The organism is Bradyrhizobium sp. TM233 (assembly GCF_036247965.1).
GTDB classification, from domain to species: Bacteria; Pseudomonadota; Alphaproteobacteria; order Rhizobiales; family Xanthobacteraceae; genus Bradyrhizobium; species Bradyrhizobium ottawaense.
The window spans coordinates 846086-868293 of sequence record NZ_BTIG01000003.1 but is presented as its reverse complement, the minus strand read 5'-3'; the positions used below and the strand labels follow the sequence as shown (position 1 = coordinate 868293).

Annotated in this window: 24 protein-coding genes; 10 read left to right on the top strand and 14 right to left on the bottom strand. The window is 64.1% G+C overall.

Annotated features, from left to right (window positions below; genetic code table 11):
- Positions 1 to 25: 25 nt before the first annotated feature.
- Positions 26 to 1375, top strand: coding sequence for an 8-oxoguanine deaminase (locus AABA86_RS11100; RefSeq protein ID WP_338306719.1), 1350 nt, complete (start codon positions 26 to 28; stop codon positions 1373 to 1375).
- Between the two features lie 94 nt (positions 1376 to 1469).
- Here AABA86_RS11100 and AABA86_RS11095 read toward each other — a convergent pair whose 3' ends face one another.
- The 4 genes from AABA86_RS11095 to AABA86_RS11080 form a co-directional block, all read right to left on the bottom strand.
- Positions 1470 to 2546, bottom strand: a complete 1077-nt coding sequence (locus AABA86_RS11095; protein WP_212250309.1) for a BMP family ABC transporter substrate-binding protein — start codon at positions 2544 to 2546, stop codon at positions 1470 to 1472.
- A gap of 77 nt (positions 2547 to 2623) precedes the next feature.
- Positions 2624 to 3541 carry an ABC transporter permease gene (locus AABA86_RS11090; RefSeq protein ID WP_338306718.1) on the bottom strand — a complete coding sequence of 306 codons (918 nt, stop codon included), beginning with the start codon at positions 3539 to 3541 and terminating at the stop codon, positions 2624 to 2626.
- Positions 3528 to 4619 carry an ABC transporter permease gene (locus AABA86_RS11085; protein WP_338306717.1) on the bottom strand — a complete coding sequence of 364 codons (1092 nt, stop codon included), beginning with the start codon at positions 4617 to 4619 and terminating at the stop codon, positions 3528 to 3530. The genes AABA86_RS11090 and AABA86_RS11085 overlap by 14 nt, the downstream gene beginning before the upstream one ends.
- The gene (locus tag AABA86_RS11080; protein WP_445083457.1) at positions 4603 to 6192 is read right to left on the bottom strand and encodes an ABC transporter ATP-binding protein; all 1590 of its coding nucleotides are present in this window, start codon (positions 6190 to 6192) and stop codon (positions 4603 to 4605) included. The genes AABA86_RS11085 and AABA86_RS11080 overlap by 17 nt, the downstream gene beginning before the upstream one ends.
- Positions 6193 to 6729: 537 nt before the next feature.
- Between AABA86_RS11080 and AABA86_RS11075 the strand changes: the two genes are divergently transcribed.
- The gene (locus AABA86_RS11075; RefSeq protein WP_338306715.1) at positions 6730 to 7833 is read left to right on the top strand and encodes a hypothetical protein; all 1104 of its coding nucleotides are present in this window, start codon (positions 6730 to 6732) and stop codon (positions 7831 to 7833) included.
- A gap of 28 nt (positions 7834 to 7861) precedes the next feature.
- Here the strand turns inward: AABA86_RS11075 and AABA86_RS11070 are convergent, their stop codons facing one another.
- On the bottom strand, positions 7862 to 8347 hold the full coding sequence (locus tag AABA86_RS11070) for a nucleoside deaminase (protein WP_338306714.1): 486 nt from the start codon (positions 8345 to 8347) through the stop codon (positions 7862 to 7864).
- Positions 8348 to 8714: 367 nt separating this feature from the next.
- Here AABA86_RS11070 and AABA86_RS11065 point away from each other — a divergent pair, with 367 nt between their 5' ends.
- Both AABA86_RS11065 and AABA86_RS11060 read left to right on the top strand, forming a co-directional pair.
- Positions 8715 to 9974: an allantoate amidohydrolase gene (locus AABA86_RS11065; RefSeq protein WP_338306713.1), complete on the top strand. Its 1260-nt coding sequence runs from the start codon at positions 8715 to 8717 to the stop codon at positions 9972 to 9974.
- Positions 9975 to 10075: 101 nt separating this feature from the next.
- Positions 10076 to 11449, top strand: a complete 1374-nt coding sequence (locus AABA86_RS11060; RefSeq protein ID WP_338306712.1) for a hypothetical protein — start codon at positions 10076 to 10078, stop codon at positions 11447 to 11449.
- Between the two features lie 12 nt (positions 11450 to 11461).
- Here AABA86_RS11060 and AABA86_RS11055 read toward each other — a convergent pair whose 3' ends face one another.
- Positions 11462 to 12781 carry a dicarboxylate/amino acid:cation symporter gene (locus tag AABA86_RS11055; protein WP_212250299.1) on the bottom strand — a complete coding sequence of 440 codons (1320 nt, stop codon included), beginning with the start codon at positions 12779 to 12781 and terminating at the stop codon, positions 11462 to 11464.
- Positions 12782 to 12972: 191 nt separating this feature from the next.
- Positions 12973 to 13194: a hypothetical protein gene (locus tag AABA86_RS11050; RefSeq protein WP_212250297.1), complete on the bottom strand. Its 222-nt coding sequence runs from the start codon at positions 13192 to 13194 to the stop codon at positions 12973 to 12975.
- Between the two features lie 351 nt (positions 13195 to 13545).
- Here AABA86_RS11050 and AABA86_RS11045 point away from each other — a divergent pair, with 351 nt between their 5' ends.
- Entirely contained in the window at positions 13546 to 13728 is a 183-nt protein-coding gene (locus tag AABA86_RS11045; RefSeq protein WP_338306711.1) for a hypothetical protein, read from the top strand.
- A 21-nt stretch (positions 13729 to 13749) separates the two neighbouring features.
- On the opposite strand, the gene AABA86_RS11040 is transcribed toward AABA86_RS11045, so the two are convergent.
- From AABA86_RS11040 to AABA86_RS11030, 3 genes are all read right to left on the bottom strand, one after another.
- Positions 13750 to 15129, bottom strand: coding sequence for a vWA domain-containing protein (locus AABA86_RS11040; RefSeq protein ID WP_212250293.1), 1380 nt, complete (start codon positions 15127 to 15129; stop codon positions 13750 to 13752).
- A gap of 5 nt (positions 15130 to 15134) precedes the next feature.
- Positions 15135 to 16082, bottom strand: coding sequence for an AAA family ATPase (locus AABA86_RS11035; protein ID WP_212250291.1), 948 nt, complete (start codon positions 16080 to 16082; stop codon positions 15135 to 15137).
- 163 nt (positions 16083 to 16245) lie between these two features.
- Positions 16246 to 16446 (bottom strand): hypothetical protein, encoded by a 201-nt coding sequence (locus tag AABA86_RS11030; protein ID WP_018319162.1) that lies wholly within the window; start codon positions 16444 to 16446, stop codon positions 16246 to 16248.
- Between the two features lie 224 nt (positions 16447 to 16670).
- On the opposite strand from AABA86_RS11030, the gene AABA86_RS11025 reads away from it, so the two are divergent.
- Positions 16671 to 17645 carry a quinone oxidoreductase family protein gene (locus AABA86_RS11025; RefSeq protein WP_212250289.1) on the top strand — a complete coding sequence of 325 codons (975 nt, stop codon included), beginning with the start codon at positions 16671 to 16673 and terminating at the stop codon, positions 17643 to 17645.
- A 14-nt stretch (positions 17646 to 17659) separates the two neighbouring features.
- On the opposite strand, the gene AABA86_RS11020 is transcribed toward AABA86_RS11025, so the two are convergent.
- The gene (locus tag AABA86_RS11020) at positions 17660 to 17935 is read right to left on the bottom strand and encodes a hypothetical protein (RefSeq protein ID WP_338306710.1); all 276 of its coding nucleotides are present in this window, start codon (positions 17933 to 17935) and stop codon (positions 17660 to 17662) included.
- Between the two features lie 112 nt (positions 17936 to 18047).
- Positions 18048 to 18656: a S24 family peptidase gene (locus AABA86_RS11015; protein WP_212250285.1), complete on the bottom strand. Its 609-nt coding sequence runs from the start codon at positions 18654 to 18656 to the stop codon at positions 18048 to 18050.
- Between the two features lie 165 nt (positions 18657 to 18821).
- Between AABA86_RS11015 and AABA86_RS11010 the strand changes: the two genes are divergently transcribed.
- Both AABA86_RS11010 and AABA86_RS11005 read left to right on the top strand, forming a co-directional pair.
- Positions 18822 to 19352, top strand: coding sequence for a GcrA family cell cycle regulator (locus AABA86_RS11010; protein ID WP_338306709.1), 531 nt, complete (start codon positions 18822 to 18824; stop codon positions 19350 to 19352).
- Between the two features lie 42 nt (positions 19353 to 19394).
- The gene (locus AABA86_RS11005; protein WP_338306708.1) at positions 19395 to 19970 is read left to right on the top strand and encodes a hypothetical protein; all 576 of its coding nucleotides are present in this window, start codon (positions 19395 to 19397) and stop codon (positions 19968 to 19970) included.
- Between the two features lie 45 nt (positions 19971 to 20015).
- Here the strand turns inward: AABA86_RS11005 and AABA86_RS11000 are convergent, their stop codons facing one another.
- A complete protein-coding gene (locus AABA86_RS11000; protein WP_027545886.1) occupies positions 20016 to 20372 on the bottom strand; it encodes a hypothetical protein in 357 nt (118 codons plus the stop codon).
- A 651-nt stretch (positions 20373 to 21023) separates the two neighbouring features.
- On the opposite strand from AABA86_RS11000, the gene AABA86_RS10995 reads away from it, so the two are divergent.
- Together AABA86_RS10995 and AABA86_RS10990 are read left to right on the top strand one after the other, a co-directional pair.
- Positions 21024 to 21209, top strand: coding sequence for a hypothetical protein (locus AABA86_RS10995; RefSeq protein WP_007601490.1), 186 nt, complete (start codon positions 21024 to 21026; stop codon positions 21207 to 21209).
- 154 nt (positions 21210 to 21363) lie between these two features.
- A complete protein-coding gene (locus tag AABA86_RS10990) occupies positions 21364 to 21705 on the top strand; it encodes a phasin (protein WP_018319170.1) in 342 nt (113 codons plus the stop codon).
- Positions 21706 to 21881: 176 nt separating this feature from the next.
- On the opposite strand, the gene AABA86_RS10985 is transcribed toward AABA86_RS10990, so the two are convergent.
- Complete coding sequence (locus tag AABA86_RS10985) at positions 21882 to 22199, bottom strand: c-type cytochrome (protein ID WP_212250279.1); 318 nt, start codon at positions 22197 to 22199, stop codon at positions 21882 to 21884.
- Between the last annotated feature and the right edge of the window lie 9 nt (positions 22200 to 22208).

Genomic DNA, 22208 nt, shown 5'->3' with positions numbered 1-22208 from the left:
GCGGATGTAAGGTAGAAGCGGGATCATGAGCGACGCAAAGCCGATCTGGATCAGGGGTCCGCTGGCCATCCTCGCCGACGGTGCCGCGCGCGGGGTCGTGGTGAAGGACGGCCGCATCGTCGAGCTCGTGCCGGCGGGCGGCACGCCAGCAACCGCTGACGTCGCGGTGTTCGATGCGAGCGAACATGTCGTGCTGCCGGGCCTGATCAACACCCATCACCATTTTTACCAGACGCTGACCCGGGCACTGCCGGCGGCGATGGACCGCGAGCTGTTCCCCTGGCTCCAGGCGCTCTACCCGGTGTGGGCGAGGCTGACGCCCGAGGCGCTCGAGCTCGGCGTCACCGTGGCGATGTCCGAGCTGTTGCTCTCGGGCTGCACCACCACGACCGATCATCACTACGTTTTCCCCGCGGGCCTCGAAGACGCCGTCGATATCGAGGTCGCCGTGGCGCAGCGTCTCGGAATGCGGGTGCTGCTGACGCGCGGCTCGATGAACCTGTCGCAGCGGGACGGTGGCCTGCCGCCTGACAGCGTGGTGCAGGACGAGGACACGATCCTCGCCGACAGCGCGCGCGTGGTTGCCAGGCATCACCAGCGCGGCGCGGATGCGATGGTGCAGATCGCGCTGGCGCCGTGCTCGCCGTTCTCGGTGACGACGTCGCTGATGCGCGCCACCGCCGATCTCGCCGGCAAGCTCGACGTGCGCCTGCATACCCATCTCGCCGAGACCGAGGACGAGAACAATTTCTGCCAGCAGATGTATGGCTGCCGTCCGCTCGATTATCTCGAGCAATGCGGCTGGCTCAATGCGCGAACCTGGCTCGCCCACGGCATATTTTTCAACGCCGACGAGATGAAGCGGCTCGGCAAGGCCAAGACGACCATCAGCCATTGCGCGTGCAGCAACCAGCTGCTGGCGTCCGGCTGCTGTCCTGTCTGCGAGATGGAGGAGGCCGGCGTCGGCATCGGCATCGGTGTCGACGGCTCAGCCTCCAACGACGGCTCGAACCTGATGCAGGAGGTCCGCGCCGCCTTCCTGCTGCAACGGGCGCGCTACGGCGTAACCAGGGTCAGCCACAAGGATGCGCTGCGCTGGGCGACCAAGGGGTCGGCGGCCTGCGTCGGCCGTCCGGAACTCGGCGAGATCGCCGTCGGCAAGGCAGCCGACCTCGCGCTGTTCAGGCTCGACGAATTGCGCTTCTCCGGTCATGGCGACCCCTTGGCCGCGCTGGTGCTGTGCGGAGCGCATCGGGCCGACCGGGTGATGGTGGCGGGACAATGGGCCGTGATCGACGGTGCGATCCCGGGCCTCGATGTCGTTGATCTCATTCGCCGCCACAGTTCGGCGGCGCGGGCCATGCGGATGGGATGAAAGAGGGGGCGACCACAAGTGCCGGGTGCTTCTGGCCACCCCCTCCGAACCTCCTCCGGGAGGAGCAGGTGAATTAGTCAAAGCAAGAAGCGTGCTACTTGCCCGGAAGCTTGTCGTCGATGCCCTTCACGTAGAAATTCATGCCGAGGATCTGGCCGTCGTCGAGGTGATCGCCGCCTTTGCACTCGACCGGCTTGCCGTCCTGCCCAACGATCGGGCATTTGAACGGATGCAGCTTGCCTGCGGTGATCGCGGCTTGGGCATCCTCAGCCAATTTTTTCACGTCGTCAGGCATGTTGGTATAGGGCGCCATCGCGAACATGTGACTGTCGAGGCCGCCCCAGCTGTCCTGGGACTTCCAGGTGCCGGCAAGCTCGGCCTTGACGCGCTCGATGTAGTAGGGGCCCCAGGTGTCGAGGATCGAGGTCAGCTGGGTCTTGGGCCCGAACTTGATCATCTCGGAGTCCTGGCCGAAGGCGAGCTTGCCGCGTTCGCTGGCGATCTGCATCGCGGCTGGCGAATCCGTGTGCTGCATGATCACGTCGGCGCCCTGGTCGATCAGCGCCTTGGCGGCGTCGGCCTCCTTGCCGGGGTCGAACCAGGTGTTGGCCCAGATGATCTTGACCTTGATGTCAGGCTTGATGGTTTGCGCCGCCAGGATCGTCGCGTTGATGCCGGAGACGACCTCCGGAATCGGGAACGAGCCGATATAGCCGAGCACGCCGGACTTCGTCATCCTGGCTGCGATCAGGCCCTGGATGTAGCGGCCCTGCCACCATCTGGCCGAATAGGTCGACATGTTCGGATTGCGCTTGTAGCCGGTGGCGTGCTCGAAATGCACGTTCGGATATTTCTTGGCGACCTTCAGCGTCGGATCCATGTAGCCGAACGACGTCGTGAAGATCAGCTTGTTGCCGGCGCGGACGAGCTGCTCGATGGAGCGCTCGGCGTCGGGGCCTTCAGGCACGTTCTCCAGATAAGTGGTCTCGATCTGGTCGCCCAGCTCCTTCACCAGCGCCTGCCGCGCGAGATCGTGCTGATAAGTCCAGCCCAAATCTCCGATCGGACCCAGATAGATGAAGCCGACCTTGAGCTTGTCGGCGGCGGAGGCTGCACTGACGCTTCCGGCCAGCAAAAGCCCGGCAGCCAGCGCAAGAAGGGATTTCCTCATCATCGATCTCCAAACATCAGGGGAAAGCCACCATGCGCAACGCGCGCGCCCCATCGCGCGCGCCGCGGAAATGAAATTCAGCGGTCAGGCACGAACACGGTGCCGAGCGCGGCCGGGGCGGTCGAGCCGCCGCTGCGCGCGCGGGAGAGCAGGACCAGAACGATGACGGTCGCGAGATAAGGCAGCGCCGACATGAGCTGCGAGGGAATGCCGACGCCCCAGCCTTGCGCGTGCAACTGCAGGATCGTCACGGCCCCGAAGAGATAGGCGCCGACCACGAGCCGGCCCGGCCGCCAGGACGAGAACACGACCAGCGCCAGCGCGATCCAGCCGCGGCCCGCGGTCATGCCGGGGATGAAGAACGGCGTATAAGCGAGCGGCAAATAAGCGCCGGCAAGGCCTGCGCAGGCGCCGCCGAACATCACGGCGCAGGTGCGGATGCGCAGCACGGGATAGCCGAGCGCATGCGCGGAGAGGTGATTGTCGCCGCAGGCGCGCAGGATCAATCCCGCGCGCGTGCGGTACAGGAACCACCAGACGCCGACGACGAGTGCAATGGAGAAGTAGACGAAGCCATCCTCGCCGAACAGCACGCGCCCGACCAGCGGGATGTCGGTAAGGCCTGGAATAACGAGATGGATTGCCGGCGTGATGCGCTCGCCGACGAAGCCGGCGCCGATCAGTCCGGACAGCCCGACGCCGAGGATGGTGAGCGCAAGACCCGTCGCGACCTGGTTGACGGCGAGCCCGAGGGCCATCAGTGCGAAGATCAGCGACATCATCGTTCCCGCGATGATGCCGAACAGCGCGCCGATGAAGATCGATCCGGTGAGCCAGGCGCCGGCAAAGCCGCAGGCCGCGCCGACGATCATCATGCCCTCGACGCCGAGATTGAGCACGCCGGAGCGCTCGGTCACGAGCTCCCCGGTCGCGGCGATCAGGAGCGGCGTGGACGCGGCGAGCACGGCCAGGATGATGGCTTCAATGAGCTCCACGGGCCACCTCTCGGTTCGGGAACACCAGCTTGAATCGATAGAGGATCAGGGAATCGCAGGCGAGCACGTAGAACAGCAGAATGCCCTGAAAGACCTTGGTGACATCCAACGGAATCTTCATCGCGATCTGCGCCTGCTCGCCGCCGATAAAGGTCAACGCAAGGAAAAGGCCTGCAATTAATATTCCAAGCGGATTCAGCCGACCGAGGAAGGCAACGATGATCGCAGTAAAACCGTAGCCCGGGGAGATGCCAGGCTGGAGATGTCCGACGGGACCAGCGACCTCGATGATGCCGGCAAGCCCTGCGAGCGCGCCCGATACCGCGAAGGTCAGGATGATCAGTCGATTGGCGTTGAAGCCGCCGAACCGTGCCGCGCGGGGGGCTGCGCCGACCACGCGGATCTCGAATCCCTTGCGGGTGCGCCCGAGCAGGATTGCGGCCGCGGCGACGACAAGAAGCGCAATGATCGAGCCGAGATGTAGCCGGCCGCCCTCGATCAGCAACGGGACGGTCGCCACCGGATCGAACTCGGCCGTGGTCGGGAAGTTGAAGCCGTTGGGGTCGCGCCAGGGCCCGCGCACGAGATAGTCGAGAAAGAGGTCGGCGACATAGACCAGCATCAGGCTGGTCAGGATCTCGCTGGCGCCGAACTTCACCTTGCAGATCGCCGGGATCAGCGCATAGAGCGCGCCCGCGGCGGCTGCGAGCACAAGCATCGCCGGCAGCACCCAGGCGCCGGCATCGGTGCCTTGCGTCTTTACCGCGATCCAGCTTCCTGCCACTGCGCCGATCAGGAATTGGCCCTCTGCGCCGATGTTCCAGGCATTGGCGAGATAGCAGAGCGACAGCCCGATCGCGATCATCACCAGCGGCGTCGCCTTCACCGCGATCTCCTGGAGCGAGTAGCTGTCAGTGAGCGGCGCGATGAAATAGGCGTGCAGCGCGAGCAGCGGATTCTTGCCGAGGATCGCGAACAGGATGACCATGGTGACGACCGTCAGGCCGATCGCGATCAGCGGTGAGACCAGCGCGATCGTGCCCGAGCGTTCGGCGCGCTTCTCAAGCACCAGCTGCATGCGCGGCCTCCTTCGGCTCGAGGCTGCTGCCGCCCATGAGAAGGCCGAGCTTTTCGCGCGTTGCCTCGCGGGTCGCGAGCGGTGCTGACAGCTTGCCGTGGAACATCACGGCGATGCGGTCGGCGATCTCCGCGAGCTCGTCGAGATCCTGGCTGGTGACGAGCACGGCGGCCCCTGCGGTTGCAAGATCAAGCAGCGCCTGGCGAATGACGGCGGCAGCGCCGGCATCGACGCCCCAGGTCGGCTGGCTCACCACCAGCACCGCAGGGTTGCGCAGGATCTCGCGTCCCACGATGAACTTCTGCAAATTGCCGCCGGAGAGGGATGCGGCTTCCGGATCGCGCTTGGCCTTGCGCACGTCGAACGTCTCGGTCGCGCGGTCGACGGTCTTCAGCGTGGCGGCGGTATTGATGAAGCCGCGATGGACCATGCCGCTGGCGGCATGTCCGGTGAGCAGCGCGTTCTCCGAGAGCTTCATGCGCGGCGCGGTGCCATGGCCGAGCCGCTCTTCGGGAACGAAAGCTGCTCCCAGCCTGCGTCGCTCCGTGATCGAGAGATGGCCGGCGGCAATGCCTTCGATCACGACGGTGCCGGGATCCTTCGACAACCGCTCGCCGGACAGTGCGGCGAATAATTCGTCCTGGCCGTTGCCGGCGACGCCGGCGATGCCCAGGATCTCGCCGCCCTTCAGCTCGAACGAGATGTGCTTGAGCCTTACGCCATGCGCCTCGCTCGGTGCGAGCGAAAGATCGTTGACGACGAGACGGGGAACGGTGATCTTCCGGCCGGATGCCGCCTTCACCTGCTTGATCTCGCCGCCGACCATCATGCGCGCCAGCGAAGCGGCGGTCTCGCGCCGGGGATTGCAGGTCTCGACCTTCCTGCCGCCGCGCAGGATCGTGGCGGTGTCGCAGAGCCGCTTCACCTCCTCGAGCTTGTGGCTGATGTAGAGGATGGCGCGGCCTTCGGCCTTGAGCCGCTCCAGCACGATGAACAGCTGATCGGCTTCCTGCGGTGTCAGGACGGCGGTGGGCTCGTCCAGGATCAGGAATTTCGGATCCTGCATCAGCGCGCGGACGATCTCGATGCGCTGGCGCTCGCCGACCGACAATTGCCAGACCTCGCGTTTGGGATCGAGCGGAAGGCCGTAAGTCTTCGACACCTGCTCGAGCCGCGCCGACATGTCCTTGAAGGATTCTCGTCCATCGAGGCCGAGCGCGACGTTCTCGGCGACGGTGAGATTGTCGAACAGCGAGAAGTGCTGGAACACCATGCCGATGCCGCGGCTGCGGGCTTCGGAGGGACCGGACAGCACGATTCGTTGGCCCTGCCAGCGAATCTCGCCGGCGCTGGGCTGGATCAGCCCGTAGATCGCCTTGACCAGCGTCGACTTGCCGGCGCCGTTCTCGCCGAGCAGGGCGTGGATTTCGCTCGGCCGGATATCGATGTCGATGGAATCGTTGGCGAGGAAATCCCCGTAGCGTTTGGTGAGTCCGATCGTCCGCAGCAGCGGGGACTCGCCGGAATTCAGGCCGTCAGGTGTCGAATCCAACATTCGCTGATGCGCTTGCATGGTGAAATGCCCCAATAGTGGGCCAGTTTGGACCCCGGCGTAAGGTGTGAAAATGCGTCATCCCTTGCTCAACGCGTCGGCAGGCACCTTGTGTCGGTGCGCTTGCGCCGACCGGGACGAAGATCCCTGCTCAAACGCCGGCGCTCGGGCATGCGGGTGCGGGCGCCTGTTGCAGATTTGTGACGGTCCAAGCTAAATCGGAACCCGCTATGCAGACCTGACGTCGCAGTGAGCAAAGTTGCGCCATCGCGCTTATGCACTGCGGATCGACGCAACACTGGCTCCCGACCATCGCGCCCGCAATGTCCGCTCGGTATGAAAGAAGAGCGAAATCAAACGGGAATGTCCGGCAATAGCCGGCGTCGCCGGTCGCGTGCCCGCTGAAAAAAACCTGCTAAATCCCACGAAGAAACGCCGCCCCTTGCCGAAACAAGCGGCATGCCTTGAAAAAAGTTGAGGCTTCTCCCTCCGGGAGATCGGCGCAAGTCTCGCACCCAAGGGCGTTCATTGACGTGTCCACACTTGGGGGTATTCAGGATGTCGTTTCGTTTCAGGGCAATTGCAGCAGCGGCGCTGTCACTTGCCACGTTGGCCACCGGTGGCCTGGCTCAGGCGGCGGATCTGCCGGTCAAGGCTGCCAAGAAAGCGGCGGATCTCCCGTTCTTCCTGGTGATCGATAACCGCGCCACCTTCTCCTACATCTTCAACGCCTCGCAGCCCGGTGCATGGTCGTTCCGGCCGGATGGGTCGATCGACAGCAAGACCACCAAGCAGGTCTACTCGTTCACGCATTTCGACGCTTGGGCGTACGGCACGAACTTCTTCACCATCTCGATGTTCAAGTCCGATCACAACGATCCGGCCGGGCCCTGCACCAACGCGGGCACGATCTTCGGCGCGCCAGCAAACTGCGCCGGTGCAACGGAGATCTACGGGCTGTTCCGATCGACGTTCGGCTGGAATGAGCTCTTCGACACCAAGACCTTCACCGCGGGGCCGCTTCACAACATCTCGTTCGAGGTCGGCATGGATGCCAACACCGAGAACAGGTATTTCGGCGCCGCCAAGCGCGACGTCGTCGGCGGTCTGCAGTTTGCGTTCGATCTGCCCTACAAGGGTTACATCAACGTCGCACCGCTGGTGTACTGGGAGTTCGCCAATCACAACTCGTTCAGCCAGTGCGGACTGTTCGGTGCGGGCGTTCCCGGCGTGACCTGTCTTGCAGACGGCAACACCTCGTTCAAGCCGACCTGGGCGGTCGAGGTCAATTACTACATGGATCTCGGCTTCCTGCCGCCGAACATGCAATATTTCTCGATCAGCGGCCGCGCCGGCTGGTACGGCAAGAAGGGCACCGACACCGAACCGCTTCCCTACAGCCCGGCGAACGGCGTCTACAACACGGCGGTCGAGTTGAATTCGGAGCCGATCCGCCTGACCTTCGATGCCTCGAAGGCCGCCTGGGGTGACAAATACTCCCACTTCGTGGACGTCTGGGTGGCTTACCGTTACTGGCAGAACAAGTTCGGTCTCGATCACAACCTTGCCGTCGGCTGTACCACGGCGGTCGGTGGCCGGACGGTGAGCACGGGGTCGTGCACCGAGTCCTCGCTCTACTCCGGTATCACCGTGAAGTTCTGATCGCCACCCTACTGATCGGAGTTTGTGTCTACTTCGTCCACACGCCATCGTGCAGCGCTGCGGCTTCGTCCTCGAGCAGCGGACCAACGACTTCGGTCAGCCGCTGGCCGCTGGCAAAGACCTCGCGGCAGGGCAGGTCGAGCGTCGGGTTGTCAGGATGGTTGCCGGTGACACCGCGCAGGCGATGCTCGCTGAGGCCGTAGACGACGCGGCCGATGCCGGCCCAGTAGATCGCGCCGGCGCACATCGCGCAGGGCTCTGCCGAGGAATAGAGCGTCGCTGTCGCCAGCACCTCGCGGCCGAGTGTGCGGCAGGCTTGGGTGGCCGCGAGACGTTCGGCATGCGCGGTGCCGTCATGATCCGGCATGTAGCCGTTCTCGGTCTCGATCAGCACCTTGCCGCCCGCATCGACAACGATGCAGCCGAACGGGTGGTTGCCATGGGTGAGGGAGCGGCGGGCGACCGCGAAGGACAGACGCAGAAAATGCTCGTCGCGCTCGGATGCGTTGGCCATCGATCCTCCGCGGTCAGTGCCCCGCCATGCGCCGGCCGGTCCGCGACCGGCTTCGCTGGCCCGTCCTTCATACACGAATTCGGCGTGGAGCATCTCGACCAGCCGGCCGGGGTCGTTGACGGTATCTTCCGGATAACCGATTGAAAAATATTGATTATGCGGGCCGCTCGGGCCCTGATAAGGATGAAACTATGGTGTTGAGCCGCGCCTGTGCATGACCGGCGCGACGCAGCCTGCCGCGTACGCGCATTCATGCTAACCACGCGCCGGTTGAGACGGGCGCTGGTGCGTGATGTGCCGCCGAACGTGTACCGATTGTCGCCAGGACAGCCGCTGCCGCGGTCCAGAGAAGAGAAAGCTCGTCGAGATGAGTGCCGTCAACGCCGTTCAAAATGCATCGCTCGGCGAAGAGATCGTGCGAGCGATCAACGATCTGGCTGCGATCTCGGAAGCGGGCGACAACCTCACCCGCACCTATCTCACCCAGGAGCTGCGCAAGGCGGCGGACCTCCTTCTGAGCTGGATGCGCGAGGCCGGCATGAGCGCGCGTCTTGACGCGATCGGCAATGTCTGCGGCCGCTACGAAGGCGAGCGGCCCGGTGCGCCCTGCCTGATGCTCGGCTCGCATTACGACACCGTACGCGATGCCGGCAAATGGGACGGGCCGTTGGGCGTGATCACGGCGATTGCCTGCGTTGCCGATCTCAATCGCCGTGGCAAGCGCCTGCCGTTCGCGATCGAGATCGTCGGCTTTGCCGACGAGGAGGGCGTGCGGTTTGCTTCGACCTTGCTGGGTAGCCGTGCGGTGGCCGGCACCTTCGACGAGAGTGTCTTGAATGCGCGCGACCGCGACGGTGTGTCGATGCGCGATGCGCTCGTGCAGTTCGGCCTCGATCCCGATCATATCGGAGCGGCCGCGCGGACGCGGCGCGAGCTGCTTGCCTATCTCGAATTGCACATCGAGCAGGGGCCGGTGCTGGAAGCGCAGGACCTGCCTGTCGGGGTCGTCACCGCGATTGCCGGTGCCACGCGCCTTGCCGCGCGGCTGACCGGCATGGCCGGGCACGCCGGCACGGTGCCGATGGCGCTTCGGCGTGATGCGCTCGCGGGCGCGGCCGAATGCATCGGGGCGATCGAGCAGTTTTGCCGCACCGACGCGAGTGGGCTTGTCGGCACGGTTGGCTACATCCAGGCGAGGCCCGGGGCGACCAATGTCATTCCGGGCGAGGTGTCCTTCACCATCGATATGCGCGCGCCGACCGACATGCACCGCAAGCGCGCGGTCGCCGATATCGTCCGCCAGATCGAGGCGATCGCCAAGCGCCGGCACTTGGCCCTCCAGCTCGACGTCACCCACGAGAACCGCACCGCGCCTTGCGCGCCGTGGCTCAAGGGCCAGATCGCGCAGGCGATCGAAGCGGAGGGTTTCTCCGTGTTCGAGCTGCCGAGCGGGGCAGGGCATGACGGCATGGCCATGATCGACATCGCCGATGTCGGCATGGTCTTCGTCCGCTGCCGCGGCGGCATCAGCCACCACCCGGACGAGCATGTGGAGCTCGCCGATGCCGACGCCGGTGCGCGGGTGCTGCTGCGGGTGATCGAGAATTTCAGGCCCCGGGAAGGGTAGGCTGAAGAAGCCCCGCTGGAAGCCGGTACGTCATCTGGACGAAATACGAATCAGCCATGCTTTGGGTGGTGGCCGCACCATCGGAGTTACCCTAGCCATATATGAATAGCGATATCTCGTTGCCCTCAGATCGCGGAAACCGATTTTACCAAGGCGTGGCCGCGGCCTTTTTCGCCAACGCCCTCCAGGCTGTCAATTTTCTCGGTGATCGATTCCTGAGAAAGTCGCACCATTCGTTGTCGGCGATCGAGGACCTTTACCGGCACTCGATGGACAGCGCCTTTTCGGTGACCGAGGCCTTCCTCGTCACCGGCGCGCCGCACGCATCCGCCTATTATCCCCGTGACTTCGCCTGGTTCTATCCTGATGTCCTCGACCCCGAGACCATCATGGATGCGCAGGACGCAGTGCGGCGGGCCCGGCTGCTCGACAAGAGCATCCGTTTGCTGCTGGAGGCGGTTCGCGCCGATGTCGTCACGACGACCATCGTTCCGGCGGGGCGCGGTCGGTACCTCGGCGTGAATTATTTCTCGCGCCCGTCGGATACGCTGCTCGGCATTCTGGCCGGCCTGCAGCAGATGATCTCGGCCGATCAGAGGGCGCCGTCCTATCTGGCGATGTCGCAATGCGCGCATGCCGGCCGCCTGCTGCTGGCCGAATATGGCGGTGACCTGAAGCGTGCGATCCTGCAGCTCGCAAGCGAGCTGGAGCCGTTCGACGATGACGGCACCAGGTATTTGCTGTGTGATGCCCGTGGCCCCCGCTCCGCTGCAACGGATACCCGTGCGGAGCGCAGGCGCTTTGTCACCAATGCCTGCGTCTACACAACCTTCGTGTGGAGCGTGCAGCTCGGCATCGTCGACGAGAGCGAGCTGAAGCGGCTGCTCGGACGCAGCCTCGCGCAGCACAAGAAGGACCTGCTCCGTCTGTTCGGCAGGGACGGCTACATCAGGCATTCGCTGGATGGTCCAAAGGGATCGCCGGTGTCCTCGGTCGCGCTGGATTTCGTCAGCGTGCATCGCGGCTTCTGGAATATGAACGATGCGAGCGAGCGGGCGCTGTTCGCGGCGACGGCGGATCTGATCATCGCGGAGCCGCGCTTCCGCATACCCTCTACGTTCCACTTCCTGGTGTCCGCGGATAATCCGCGGAACAAGATGATCCACAAGATTGCGGCTCCCGCCTATCAGGGGCGCTCATCCTGGCCGACGTTCAACGTCGAGTTCGCGGACCGGATGCTCGACTACGACGAGGTCTCCGGCCGCGATCACTACCTGGCCTGCGCGCAAGGGATATTGAAGGACATTCGCACCGCGACCGAAGTGCACGGCGGATATCAGGAGCTGATCTCGGAACAGGGGCTGAAGTACCGCACCTGGGCCTATAAGGGCGCCGTGGCCCATTCCTGGTTTCCGCGCTTCCTGTCGGTCTGGAGGAGGGCGTATGGGACGCCGCTCCTCCAATGGAACGACTGATCCAGCGGGGCGCTAACCCGCCGTCACGTCCACCAGCTCGCCGCCCTCCAGCACCTTGGCCGCCTTGGCGCGGTCGAGATCGCCTTCCCAGGCCGCGACCACGACCGTCGCCACGCAGTTGCCGACGAGGTTGCCGAGCGCGCGGGCCATGCCGATGAACCAGTCGACCGACAGCACCAGCACGAGGCCGATCGCGGGAATGCTCGGCACCGCATTGAGCGTCGCAGCCAGGATTACGATCGCCGAACCCGGGACGCCATGCGCGCCCTTCGAGGTGATCAGGGAGACGCCGAGAACCAGCAGGAGGTCGCCGAAGGACAGCGGCGTGTTGGTCGCCTGGGCGATGAACACGACGGCGAGCGTCAGATAGATCGAGAAGGCGTCGAGGTTGAAGGAATAGCCGGTCGGAATCACGAGACCCACCACGGAATCCTTCACGCCCATCCGCTCCAGCTTCTTCATGATCTGCGGCAGCACGGCATCGGAGGAGGCGGTCGCGAGCACGATGGTCAGCTCTTCGCGCAGGTAGGCGAGGAACTTGAGGATGTTGATCCCGGCGAGCGCCATCACGCCGCCGAGCACGCCCAGCACGAAGATGCCGACCGAGACGTAGAACAGCATCACCAGCGACACGAGCTGCTTCAGCGAGCCGACCCCGTATTTGCCGACGGTGTAGGCGACCGCGCCGAGCACGCCGAGCGGGGCAACGCGGACAATCAGGCCCATGACGCGGAACAGCACGGTGGACGCGGCATCGATCATGGTGGTGACGAGCTTGCCCTTCTCGCCGCCGACGAGCGCGAGGCCGACGCCGAACAGAACCGCGAAGAACAGCACCTGGAGCACGTCGTTGCGCGACAGCGCATCGAAGGAGGTGGTCGGGATCACGTTCATCAGGAAGGCGCCGATGCCGCCGCCGGACAGCTTGTGGGCGTTGTCGGCGTAGGTGTTGAGCGCCTTGGCATCGAGTGTCGAGGGATCGATGTTCATGCCGTGGCCGGGGCCGAAGAGGTAAGCGAGCAGCAGGCCGACGACGAGTGCGACGGTCGTCATGACCTCGAAATAAAGCAGCGCCTTGACGCCGACCCGGCCGACCTTCTTGAGGTCGCCGGCGCCGGCAATGCCGTGCACGACGACGCAGAACACGATCGGTGCCACGATCATCGAGATCAGCTTCAGGAAGGCGTCGCTGAGGATCTTGAGCCCGATCGCGAAATCCGGGGCGGCCATGCCCAGGATGACGCCAAGCACCAGCGCGGCCAGGACCTGGACGAACAGCGAGGTGTAGAGCGGCTTCGGCTCGGCGGCGGGCGCCGCGGTGATGGTCGACATGGTGGATTCCCCCGGTTTGACGCGACTTGGACGTCAAACAGGAGCAACAACCGTGCCAGAATGTCGCGGAGAATTCCGGAAAGCGGCGCAGGACGTCGCTCTGGTGTCGTGGGCGCGACTCCATCTCGCCGAACAATCGCGTGGGGAGCGAGGATGCCGCCTTTATGCCTTCGCCGAAACAAAGGGCATCGTCACGCCGCAAGATCCAGCAGCCGGCACGATCCGCGCACGAGCGCCTTGCGTCCCGTGGGCGTCATCACGGGTACGCCGTCATTGACGACAACGAGGCCGAACTTGACGAGACTTTCGATAAGATAGGCCCTCGAGAGGCGACCGCCCGACACCGGGTTGCGAAGTGTGCGCAGGGCTTCCCACTGGTCCGGCGAAAGATCGAAGTCGACATCGTTGCTCATGCTGCCTCAAGCGATAGTACCATTCGCGCGCCTCTGTTAGCGGCGCTGCATGAAGACCATGCGACGACAATGAGTCGGGAATCCGGTGCGCTGTTTAGAACGTCTCTTCACGAATTGCCGCACTTCATTGCGCCACAAGAGTAAAGATCGTTCGACCGCGAACATCGTCCCGAGTTTCGATCACATATTGATGATCTTGGATTGATGCTGCACTGCAAGTTTCCGCGGTGCACGGGAAGCGCTGCTGTCCCATTCTGCGTCGCAATATGCACAGAAATCGTGAGGCGAAAGGTTGAGGACTCTGTTACGGTGATTCCCGGGAAATGACTTCACGCGGCAGGAGTGGAGTGCATGAGCAGGCTGGTCGAAATTCGCAGTCAGGAATCCCTGTGCCGGGAGCGTGCCGCGCTCGATTTCGAGCGTCGGGTTTTCTGGCTCGCGCAAGCCCAGGAATGGGAGCAGCGCGCGCTCGACGAAATTGCCTATCACTTCCGGGAGTGCAACATCGGTCAGGCGGAGCTTGCGCGAAACTGACGCTGGCCGCGCGTGGAAGACCTATTGATAAGTTGCCACGATGTCGGACACCGCGCGCTCGAGCTGCTGCGCGGTGGCGCATTGGCGCACGACCGTACAAAAGGTCGCGTAGCGCGGCATCTCGGAATCGCCAAAGCCCCAGGCGAGCCGTCCTTCGGGATTGAGCCAGACCAACCGCTTTGAGCGTTCGGAGATGCGGCGCAGGATGTCGGCACGCGGGTCGAGGTTGTTGCTGCGGGCATCGCCGAGCACGATCACCGTGGTCCGCGGCGTCAGCGTGCTCATGAAGTCCTTCTCGAAATCGACCAGCGAAGAACCGTAATCGGACGAGCCGAAGCCGACCTTTGACATGATCTCGGCCATCGCCTCTTCCGGCGATTTCTTTTCCAGGATCTCGCTGACCTCGATCATGTGCGAGGAGAAGGCAAAAGAGCGGACGTCGTCGACCACCTCGTGCAGCGAGTGGATCAGGAGCAGGAAGAAATCGGAGACTTGCGCGACCGAGCCGGAGACGTCGCATAGCGCCACGATCTTCGGCCGGTCGCGATGCTTGCGCTTCCATGCGGTCAGGAAAGGCACGCCGCCCCAGGCCGCATTGCGGCGCAGTGTGCGGCGGACGTCGAGATGGCCGCGGCGCTGGCGCTTGCGGGGTTTGGAGTAGCGCTCGCGCAGGCGGCGCGCGATCTGGCGGATGAGGGCGCGCATCTCGGCGATCTGGCGCCGCTCGATGCGGGCGAGCGGTGCGTTGCGCAAAATCTCGTTGCGGAGATTTTCGGCCTCCTCGCGCGCGTAGAGCGCAAGCCCCTGCGAGACGGTGTCGCGCACGGCTTCACGCAAGGCATCGAGCGCGGCGCGCAGACGCTCGGCCAGCGCCGGGTTGCTCGCGGTCAGCGCGTCGAGATCGTCGCGCAGGCGCTGGAGACCCATGGCGTCGAGGATGCGGCTGGAAAAGATGCCGCGCTGGGTGGAGTAGCGAATGTCCGACAGGGAGGCGGCACCGGACGCGCTGGCGATGGCGGCGGCGATCGCGTTGCGGTCCTGCGACAGCAGCATCTGCGCGAGCGGGCCCACACCCTCGGGAGGCTGTCCCTCGCCCGCTTCGCTGGCCGAGCCGGAGGAGGGCGACTGCTCCGAATCCTGCGAGGCGGTCTCCTCGCTGTTGGCTTCGGTCTGATCCTGCCGCGGCTCAGGCTGGCTGAAGAACAGATCAAAGCAGTCGCCGAGCGCGAGCTTCTCGTCCTGCGATTTGGCAAGCGTCAGGAGCAGGGCATCGCGCAGGACCGCGCGGTCGGAGATGCCGACCTGCGCGACCGCGCGCATTGCATCGATGCTTTCGGCAGGCGAAACGTGGACGCCGACGCCGCGTGCTGCCCGAAAGAATCGATGGAGGTTCTCGCGCATCGGCGTCAACCGAAGACGTTGGACCGTGCCGCCTTGGCAATGAACGTCGTCACCTGCGGCGATGCGGCCTCGATGTCAGCCTCGTATTTCAGGAGCACGTTGAGCGTGTCCTTGACGATTTCGGTGTCGAGCTCCGTGGCCTGGAGCAGCACCAGCACGCGCGCCCAGTCGATGGTCTCGCTGACCGAGGGCAGCTTCTTCAGATCGAGCGAACGGATCTCGTGGATGAAGCCGACCATCTGCCGGCGCAGCGCCTGCGAGATGCCGGGGACCCGGCTTTCGACGATGCGCTCCTCGAGCCGCTGCTCGGGGAAGCCGATATGCAGATGCAGGCAGCGGCGCTTCAGGGCGTCGCCGAGGTCACGCTCGCTGTTGGAGGTGAGGATCACGGTCGGCGGCGTGATTGCCGAAACGGTGCCGAGCTCGGGGATCGTGACCTGGAAATCGGACAGGATCTCCAGCAGCAGCGATTCGAATTCGGCGTCCGACTTGTCGATCTCGTCGATCAGGAGCACGCAGCCGCCCGGCTGCTCCAGCGCCTGGAGCAGGGGGCGCGGCTCGACGAATTCCTTGGAGAAGAACACGTCGCCGAAATCGTGGAGCTGGTCGAGCGCGGCATGCAGCGTCTGCGCCCCGCCAAGGACTTCGCCGAGCTTGTCCTTGAGGATCTGCGTGTAGAGAAGCTGCTTGGCGTATTTCCACTCGTAGAGCGCCTTGGCCTCGTCGAGACCCTCGTAGCACTGCAGGCGGATCATCTTCATGCCGCGCCAGGCCGCGATCGCCTTGGCAAGCTCGGTCTTGCCGACGCCCGCGGGGCCCTCGACCAGGATCGGCTTCTCGATCTGTTGCGACAAATAGACGGCGGTCGCGATCTGCCGGCTCGCGATATAGCCCTGCGCGGCGAGGCCGCTCTCCACTGCCTCGATCGCTGTCGAGGCCTTCTGATCAGCCACGAAAGGGCGCTCCCAAAGGTCTTGCTTGGGGCTTGTTCTGCCTGCGTTCCCGGCAAAGAACAAGCCTCGTTTGGGAGGCATCAGACCCGCACGGACGGCGCTTTTTCCGTTCGACGCAAATAGGTGTCGGCGCGGATATTCGCGCGGCTCGCCGTTCGCGCGATCAGTGCCGCAGCAGCTCCGGCTTGCGGATCGTCTGTCTGACCTCGGCGCCGCAATCGGCGCATTCATAGACAAAGTCGATCTTGGCAAGGCTCCAATGCGGTTCGACCTCGCGCACATACATCGGCAGGAACCCCATGCATGTCGGGCAATTCACAGGCGCGATCTCGATGTCCTGATGATGCTGTACATAAGCTGGCATCTCGGCTCTCCTTCGCAGGCGACAACCAAACCCCGCGCAGAAGCTACTGCCGGTCGCTCCAGGCGCATCATCAACTCTATCGAACGGAGATGGAACGGCGGACGTTTGTCGCTCGCTGTGACATTCTTGTTACGTGTCTGTACTGTAACGGGCGGACCGAATGCCTATTTCTGCGGCCCATCCGGTTTTTTGGATCCTCAACCAACGATAAGGGAGCAACGCCCATGACGCATGCCATTCGTTTTCACAAGGCCGGCGGTCCGGAAGTCCTGGTCTGGGAGGAGGTCAGCGTCGGCAAGCCCGGGGCGGGCGAAGCGCGCATCCGCCACACCGCCGTCGGCCTCAATTTCGTCGACATCTACAACCGTTCCGGCCTGTATCCGGCGCAACTGCCGAGCGGGCTCGGCAGCGAGGCAGCAGGCGTGGTCGAGGAGGTCGGGCCCGGTGTCACCGATCTGAAGCCGGGCGATCGTGTCGCTTATGGCGCCTCGCCGCTCGGCGCCTATTCCGAGGCGCGGCTGATCCCCGCGGACCGCTTGCTGAAGCTGCCGGACGGCGTCGACGACAGGACCGCAGCGGCGATGATGCTGAAGGGTCTCACCACGCAATATCTGATCCGGCAGACCTATCGGGTGAAGGCCGGCGATACCATCCTGCTGCATGCCGCGGCCGGCGGCGTCGGTCTGATCCTGGGCCAGTGGGCCAAGCATCTCGGCGCGACCGTGATCGGCACCGTCAGCAACGACGAGAAGGCCAAGCTCGCCAAGGCGCATGGCTGCGATCACGTCATCATCTACACCCGCGAGGATTTCGTGAAGCGGGTCGACGAGATCACGGGCGGCAAGAAGGTCCCCGTGGTCTATGACTCCGTCGGCAAGGACACGTTCCTGAAGTCGCTGGATTGCCTCGCGCCGCTCGGCGTCGCCGCGCTGTTCGGCCAGTCCTCCGGCGCGGTCGAGCCGCTCAATCTCGGCCTGCTCGCGCAAAAGGGCTCGCTCTACGTCACCCGTCCGACGCTGTTCACCTACGCCGCCAAGCGCGAAAATCTGGTCGCGATGGCGAACGAGCTGTTCGACGTCGTCAAGTCCGGCGCGGTCAAGATCGAGGTGCACCAGACCTATCCGTTGAAGGACGCCGCCAAGGCGCATGCCGATCTCGCTGCACGCAAGACCACGGGATCGACCGTCCTTCTGGTGTAACGTCCGGGCCTGCGTCACGTCCGTTCGTGCTTGCGCAGATCGCGGGCGTGATCGAGGTGAATTGCCTGGAGGTCGATATCCTCGGGCGGGATCCGGGGCAGGGCGGCCTCGGTCAGGATGGCCTCGGTGACGTCCTCGAGCGAACTCCCGGAGATCTCGTGGATGAACGAGACATTCTGGTATTCGCCCGAGGCGACGCGGGAGACGACCTCGCGCCTTGTGACTTCGGGGTCGACGACCGCCTCGCGGCCCCGCCGTCCATAGTCGATCATCACGACGAAATATTGCATCAAAACGACTCTGCCGCGCTCCCGTTGCGGGGGCGCGGCAGAGTATTTCCGAAAAACGGAATCGAGTCAAGCTCGATTTCTAAAAAAGCGAAACCGCTGGCCGTGTGAGGCCTTACTTGCCCTTCTTGCGGGGGCGCGCCGACTTGGCGCGCAGCCGCTCGAGCTGGCCCTTGGGCATGGACAGGCAGATCTCACCCACCCACTCGAGCTTCACGCCGACGATCGGCTTGGCGTTGAAGCTGGTGAGGTTGACGACGGAGGGGCTTTTTCCCCGCTCGATCGTCTTCAAATAGCGCTCGCCGCTCTTGAGCCGGACTACGGCCTCTTCGCCGTAGAAGCTGGACAGCGGATGGCGCTGGTCCTTGTAGACCACGATCACGTCGCCGCTCTCGTATTTGGGCAGCATCGAATCACCCACGATCTCGAAGGCGACGGTCTCTTCCATGATCGGGAAGGGCAGGGCGATGTCGCCGAGACCCTCCGGGGGGACCTGCTCGTAATCCGGCTCGATCACGGCGCCGGCGCCGACGCGGCCCATGATCGGCGCGAGATTGAGCTCGAGATATTCCATGATCGGAATGATTTCCGAGGCCTTCACCAGGCGTTCGCCGCCGAGGATCTCCGAGACCGCGCCGGGCCGCACGCCCATGGCCGCCGCCAGGCCGCCCTTGCTCTTGCCCGTCTTTTCCAGGCCCCGCTCGATCATTGCAACGTCCAACATGGTGATTCCCTCGATTACCCATCGTCTGCTCTTGTAATCCGAAATTCGGAATTATTGCAATTATGAATATCAGAATTATTCGCTTGACTTGACCTTCGGAATACCGGAATGTCTGTTTCGCTCCACGATCGTGCGATCGGAGGAGGCGCATCACAGGACAGCAGCATGGAACCGGGCCATTGGCCGTCGGAGCACTCCGACGCGCTTCGCGACTATTTTCTCAAAGGCATGTCTTATGCGGAGATCGGAAGGCAGATTAACGCAAGATTTGGAACGGCTTACACGCGCAATGCGGTGATCGGACGCGCCAAGCGGCTCGGGCTTGTCGTACCGGAATGGATCGCGAGCCCATCGGTCGCGCCCTATTTGCCGGGTGAGCTTCCGGCTTCGCCGCGCCGCGCGGTGCTACCGAACCTGAACGTGCCGCCGAAGTCCGCAATGAAGCCTGCAGTGCAGGTGAAGTTGCGCTGCGTCGGCGTTCAGCCGCGCCTGATCCAACTGGTCGAACTCGATCCGGCCGACTGCCGCTATCCCTATGGCGGCGACAAGGACGGGGAGGAGATCGCCTTCTGCGGCCATCCGCGCCAGCCGGGCTCCAGCTATTGCGCGCCGCATGCGGGCCTGACGCGTCGCTCCGGGGCTGCGTCCGCCCGTGTCCCCGGTCCCGTCGTGCTGAAGCTGGTCTTCGCGGCCTGAACCCTCACCCGTTCCATCGTCAATGTCGCAAGGAGTATCCAAGTGGCTCGTGCCCGACGCAACAAGTCCTACAAGCTGGCGCAGATCTACGACCGGCGGTCCCGCGACGTGCCGTTCAATGCCGAAGTGGCGGAGGTCGAGGTCGACAATCCGCTGGCGCTCGATGCTGGCGAGAAGATCGTGGCGATCCGGTCGATCCGGGGTGATCCGCTGGGACGGCTGCACGCACACCACCAGATCGACGAGGCGCAATATCTCGGCGGGCGCGCCTTCCAGAACGATTGGGAGAGAGCGGAGCGGGGCCCGCAGGCGATGGACCCGACCCGCGAATATGTCGATGGCGCGCGCACGCGCGAGCCGGTGACCGAGAGCCAGCGCCAGGCGGTGCTGCGGCTGAACCAGGTCGAGCGCGAACTCGGGACCGACGGCGCGGCGCTGGTGCACGATGTGCTGGTGCTGGGCCTGACCATGGATCAGATCGGGCAGCGTCGTGCCGTCCGCACCCAGCGCTGGAACGACTATTTCGCGCGGCGCTTTCGCGAGTGCCTGGACCGGCTGGCGCTGCTCTACGGCTTTGCGACGGAAACGGGGAAACAGCAGGCAGGACGGCGCAGATGACGATGGCACGCCTGCGGTTTAGCCGCGGGCGTGCCAGTCTGCCGCTCACGGATGCGGTACGATCTGGTAGGGCGTCGTATAGGGCTCGACGCGGAGCGAGGCGTTGGCCAAAAGACCGATCCTGGCGGTCGGCGCCTGCTGCAATTCGCCGTTGGGGCCGCGATGCACGTTGTATTGCCAGACCGTGAGATCACCCTTCTGCGCCAGCGCGTGCGCAACCGCGCTCGCATCATTGCCGCCGAGCGCCTGAAGCTCCTCTGCCGACAACCCGACGACGATTTCGTCCTTGATGGTGACGATCTTGAACAGGTTCATCTTGGTTTCCTGCGCCCATGCGCCTTGTATCGAGAGGGTGAAAAGCGCGACCGCGGCGCCCTTGATGAGATCGCAGCGAGAAAGCATGCCGTCGTCCTTTGGTGCTGAGGCGCGCCCGAATCGAGAGTTTTCAGCCATGGCGCCCGTTGTCTGCGTGGCCGTGCCGCAACCGCTTGGTCGCTCGTTCATGGACAACGGTTCACGGGCGGAAACATATCGGGACCGATGAATCCCGAGGCGACAGCCGCGCCGGGATCGGGACGCCGGGAGGTCGGTTGCGGGATCGATCTTCATTTCGTCGCTGATACAACCGCCGAGGCCGGACTCAACAAATACGTGTAGGCGCTGGGAAGCGCTCATTCGCAGCCCGACGTCCGGCCATATCGGAAACAAGCAGAAACGTTGTGCCGATTGACGGCGATCGGAGCTGTGTGCGTGATTGATGCCGCTTCTTGACGCAGGTGGGTGACGGCGGTCGATATTCCTGTTATCCGGAATTGCCGTGGTGCGATGCAGACGAAGCATCGCTACAGCCACTGTCGGGCTTGCCGGACGGGTTGTTCCTTGGCATAATTGCAACCATCTGGTTGAGCCAGTCGTTTGGACATGCCGTTCGGCGTGCCAACCCGCCGGGGCCACCCGGCCGAGAGTTCGTCGCCATAGGTCCTGTTATGGCGTCTTGTTATGGCGTTCGGTTCTTGAGCGGGGCACGAAGCCGATGCTTGTCATAGGTGCGAGATGAAAAACCTCAATTTCGCGGCTGAACTGCACCTCAAGCTCGGCGCGCCCGCAAGTGGCACGGTCGAAAGCCTGCGCCTGCTCCGCGCGTTCCTGAAGCTCGCGCCTCGACAGCGTTTCGAGGTCATCAAGCTGGTCGAAGACCTCGCCACCGAAGAAGCTCTTCCCGAGCACCCTTTGTCCTGAGCCCGGCCGAGCGCCGGCCTTACGCCGTTTCTTTCGTTTTCCCGTTCGTTTTCCCGCCGGAGCCGGACCGCCGGCGACGTTTCCACGCGGCTGGCCGCTGGAAGGCGATCCGGCAAGTGTGGTATTCAATGGGGAAAACGGGAGGAGTGCGACCATGATCGAACCGAAGCTCGAAGTTCCGGCCGAACTGCGCGACCTGGCCGAGAAGACAATTGATCAGGCGGAGAAGGCATTCGGTATGTTTTTCGACGCCGCCACCAAATCGATGTCGTCCGTTCCAGGACCGGGGACGGAGGTGTCGAAGCAGGCCCTGGTTTTCACTGAGCAGAACATGAAGTCAGCCTTCGAGCATGCGCGCAAGCTGGTTCATGCCACCGACCTGCAGGAAGCGATGCGAATCCAGTCGGATTTCCTGCGCAGCCAGTTCACCAGCGCCGGAGATCACATGCGCCAGATGACCGGCAGTCTCATGCAATCGGGCAAGGGGAAGTCCTGATTTTCTGCGCGCGCAGCGTGCCCACTCATTGAACTCGCGCGGCGTGGCGATCGGAACTTCGATGCTGGCTCAGATCCATGACGGACCACATTCGCCGTCCGTCGTCCCTTCTGCTGTCCCTGCCGGTCCTCCGGCAGGGATTTGCATGTGTGGCGAGCGTCGTGCTCGGCGCGCCACTAGCGCAGCGTTGCGATGTAGGCCGCGATGTCGCCGGCTTCGGTTCGGCTCAGGGGAAAATTCGGCATCTTCGGATGCGGATCAAGCAGGAAGAAGGCGAGCCTCTCCGGACTGAAGTCCGGCCTGCGCGCAACCGAGACGAAGGAGGGGACGTCGGCGCTCGCCTGAGTCTGGCCGTTCGCGACGACATGGCAGCTTGCGCACCAGCGCTTGGCGAGGTCGGCACCGTGACCGGCATCGGCTGCGAGAGCGGACGATGTGCCGAAGCTCGCGGTTACGGCAAGCAGCAGGCAAATTCGTCTCAAATGCTGGTGCATAGGGTAACC

Excerpts from the sequence above, each read along its gene's own strand:
- AABA86_RS11100 (WP_338306719.1), top strand. The coding sequence starts at position 26 with ATGAGCGACGCAAAGCCGATCTGGATCAGGGGTCCGCTGGCCATCCTC.
- AABA86_RS11095 (WP_212250309.1), bottom strand. The coding sequence starts at position 2,546 with ATGAGGAAATCCCTTCTTGCGCTGGCTGCCGGGCTTTTGCTGGCCGGA.
- AABA86_RS11085 (WP_338306717.1), bottom strand. The coding sequence starts at position 4,619 with ATGCAGCTGGTGCTTGAGAAGCGCGCCGAACGCTCGGGCACGATCGCG.
- AABA86_RS11080 (WP_445083457.1), bottom strand. The coding sequence starts at position 6,192 with ATGCAAGCGCATCAGCGAATGTTGGATTCGACACCTGACGGCCTGAAT.
- AABA86_RS11075 (WP_338306715.1), top strand. The coding sequence starts at position 6,730 with ATGTCGTTTCGTTTCAGGGCAATTGCAGCAGCGGCGCTGTCACTTGCC.
- AABA86_RS11070 (WP_338306714.1), bottom strand. The coding sequence starts at position 8,347 with ATGGCCAACGCATCCGAGCGCGACGAGCATTTTCTGCGTCTGTCCTTC.
- AABA86_RS11065 (WP_338306713.1), top strand. The coding sequence starts at position 8,715 with ATGAGTGCCGTCAACGCCGTTCAAAATGCATCGCTCGGCGAAGAGATC.
- AABA86_RS11060 (WP_338306712.1), top strand. The coding sequence starts at position 10,076 with ATGAATAGCGATATCTCGTTGCCCTCAGATCGCGGAAACCGATTTTAC.
- AABA86_RS11055 (WP_212250299.1), bottom strand. The coding sequence starts at position 12,781 with ATGTCGACCATCACCGCGGCGCCCGCCGCCGAGCCGAAGCCGCTCTAC.
- AABA86_RS11050 (WP_212250297.1), bottom strand. The coding sequence starts at position 13,194 with ATGAGCAACGATGTCGACTTCGATCTTTCGCCGGACCAGTGGGAAGCC.
- AABA86_RS11045 (WP_338306711.1), top strand. The coding sequence starts at position 13,546 with ATGAGCAGGCTGGTCGAAATTCGCAGTCAGGAATCCCTGTGCCGGGAG.
- AABA86_RS11040 (WP_212250293.1), bottom strand. The coding sequence starts at position 15,129 with ATGCGCGAGAACCTCCATCGATTCTTTCGGGCAGCACGCGGCGTCGGC.
- AABA86_RS11030 (WP_018319162.1), bottom strand. The coding sequence starts at position 16,446 with ATGCCAGCTTATGTACAGCATCATCAGGACATCGAGATCGCGCCTGTG.
- AABA86_RS11025 (WP_212250289.1), top strand. The coding sequence starts at position 16,671 with ATGACGCATGCCATTCGTTTTCACAAGGCCGGCGGTCCGGAAGTCCTG.
- AABA86_RS11020 (WP_338306710.1), bottom strand. The coding sequence starts at position 17,935 with ATGCAATATTTCGTCGTGATGATCGACTATGGACGGCGGGGCCGCGAG.
- AABA86_RS11015 (WP_212250285.1), bottom strand. The coding sequence starts at position 18,656 with ATGTTGGACGTTGCAATGATCGAGCGGGGCCTGGAAAAGACGGGCAAG.
- AABA86_RS11010 (WP_338306709.1), top strand. The coding sequence starts at position 18,822 with ATGGAACCGGGCCATTGGCCGTCGGAGCACTCCGACGCGCTTCGCGAC.
- AABA86_RS11000 (WP_027545886.1), bottom strand. The coding sequence starts at position 20,372 with ATGCTTTCTCGCTGCGATCTCATCAAGGGCGCCGCGGTCGCGCTTTTC.
- AABA86_RS10995 (WP_007601490.1), top strand. The coding sequence starts at position 21,024 with ATGAAAAACCTCAATTTCGCGGCTGAACTGCACCTCAAGCTCGGCGCG.
- AABA86_RS10990 (WP_018319170.1), top strand. The coding sequence starts at position 21,364 with ATGATCGAACCGAAGCTCGAAGTTCCGGCCGAACTGCGCGACCTGGCC.
- AABA86_RS10985 (WP_212250279.1), bottom strand. The coding sequence starts at position 22,199 with ATGCACCAGCATTTGAGACGAATTTGCCTGCTGCTTGCCGTAACCGCG.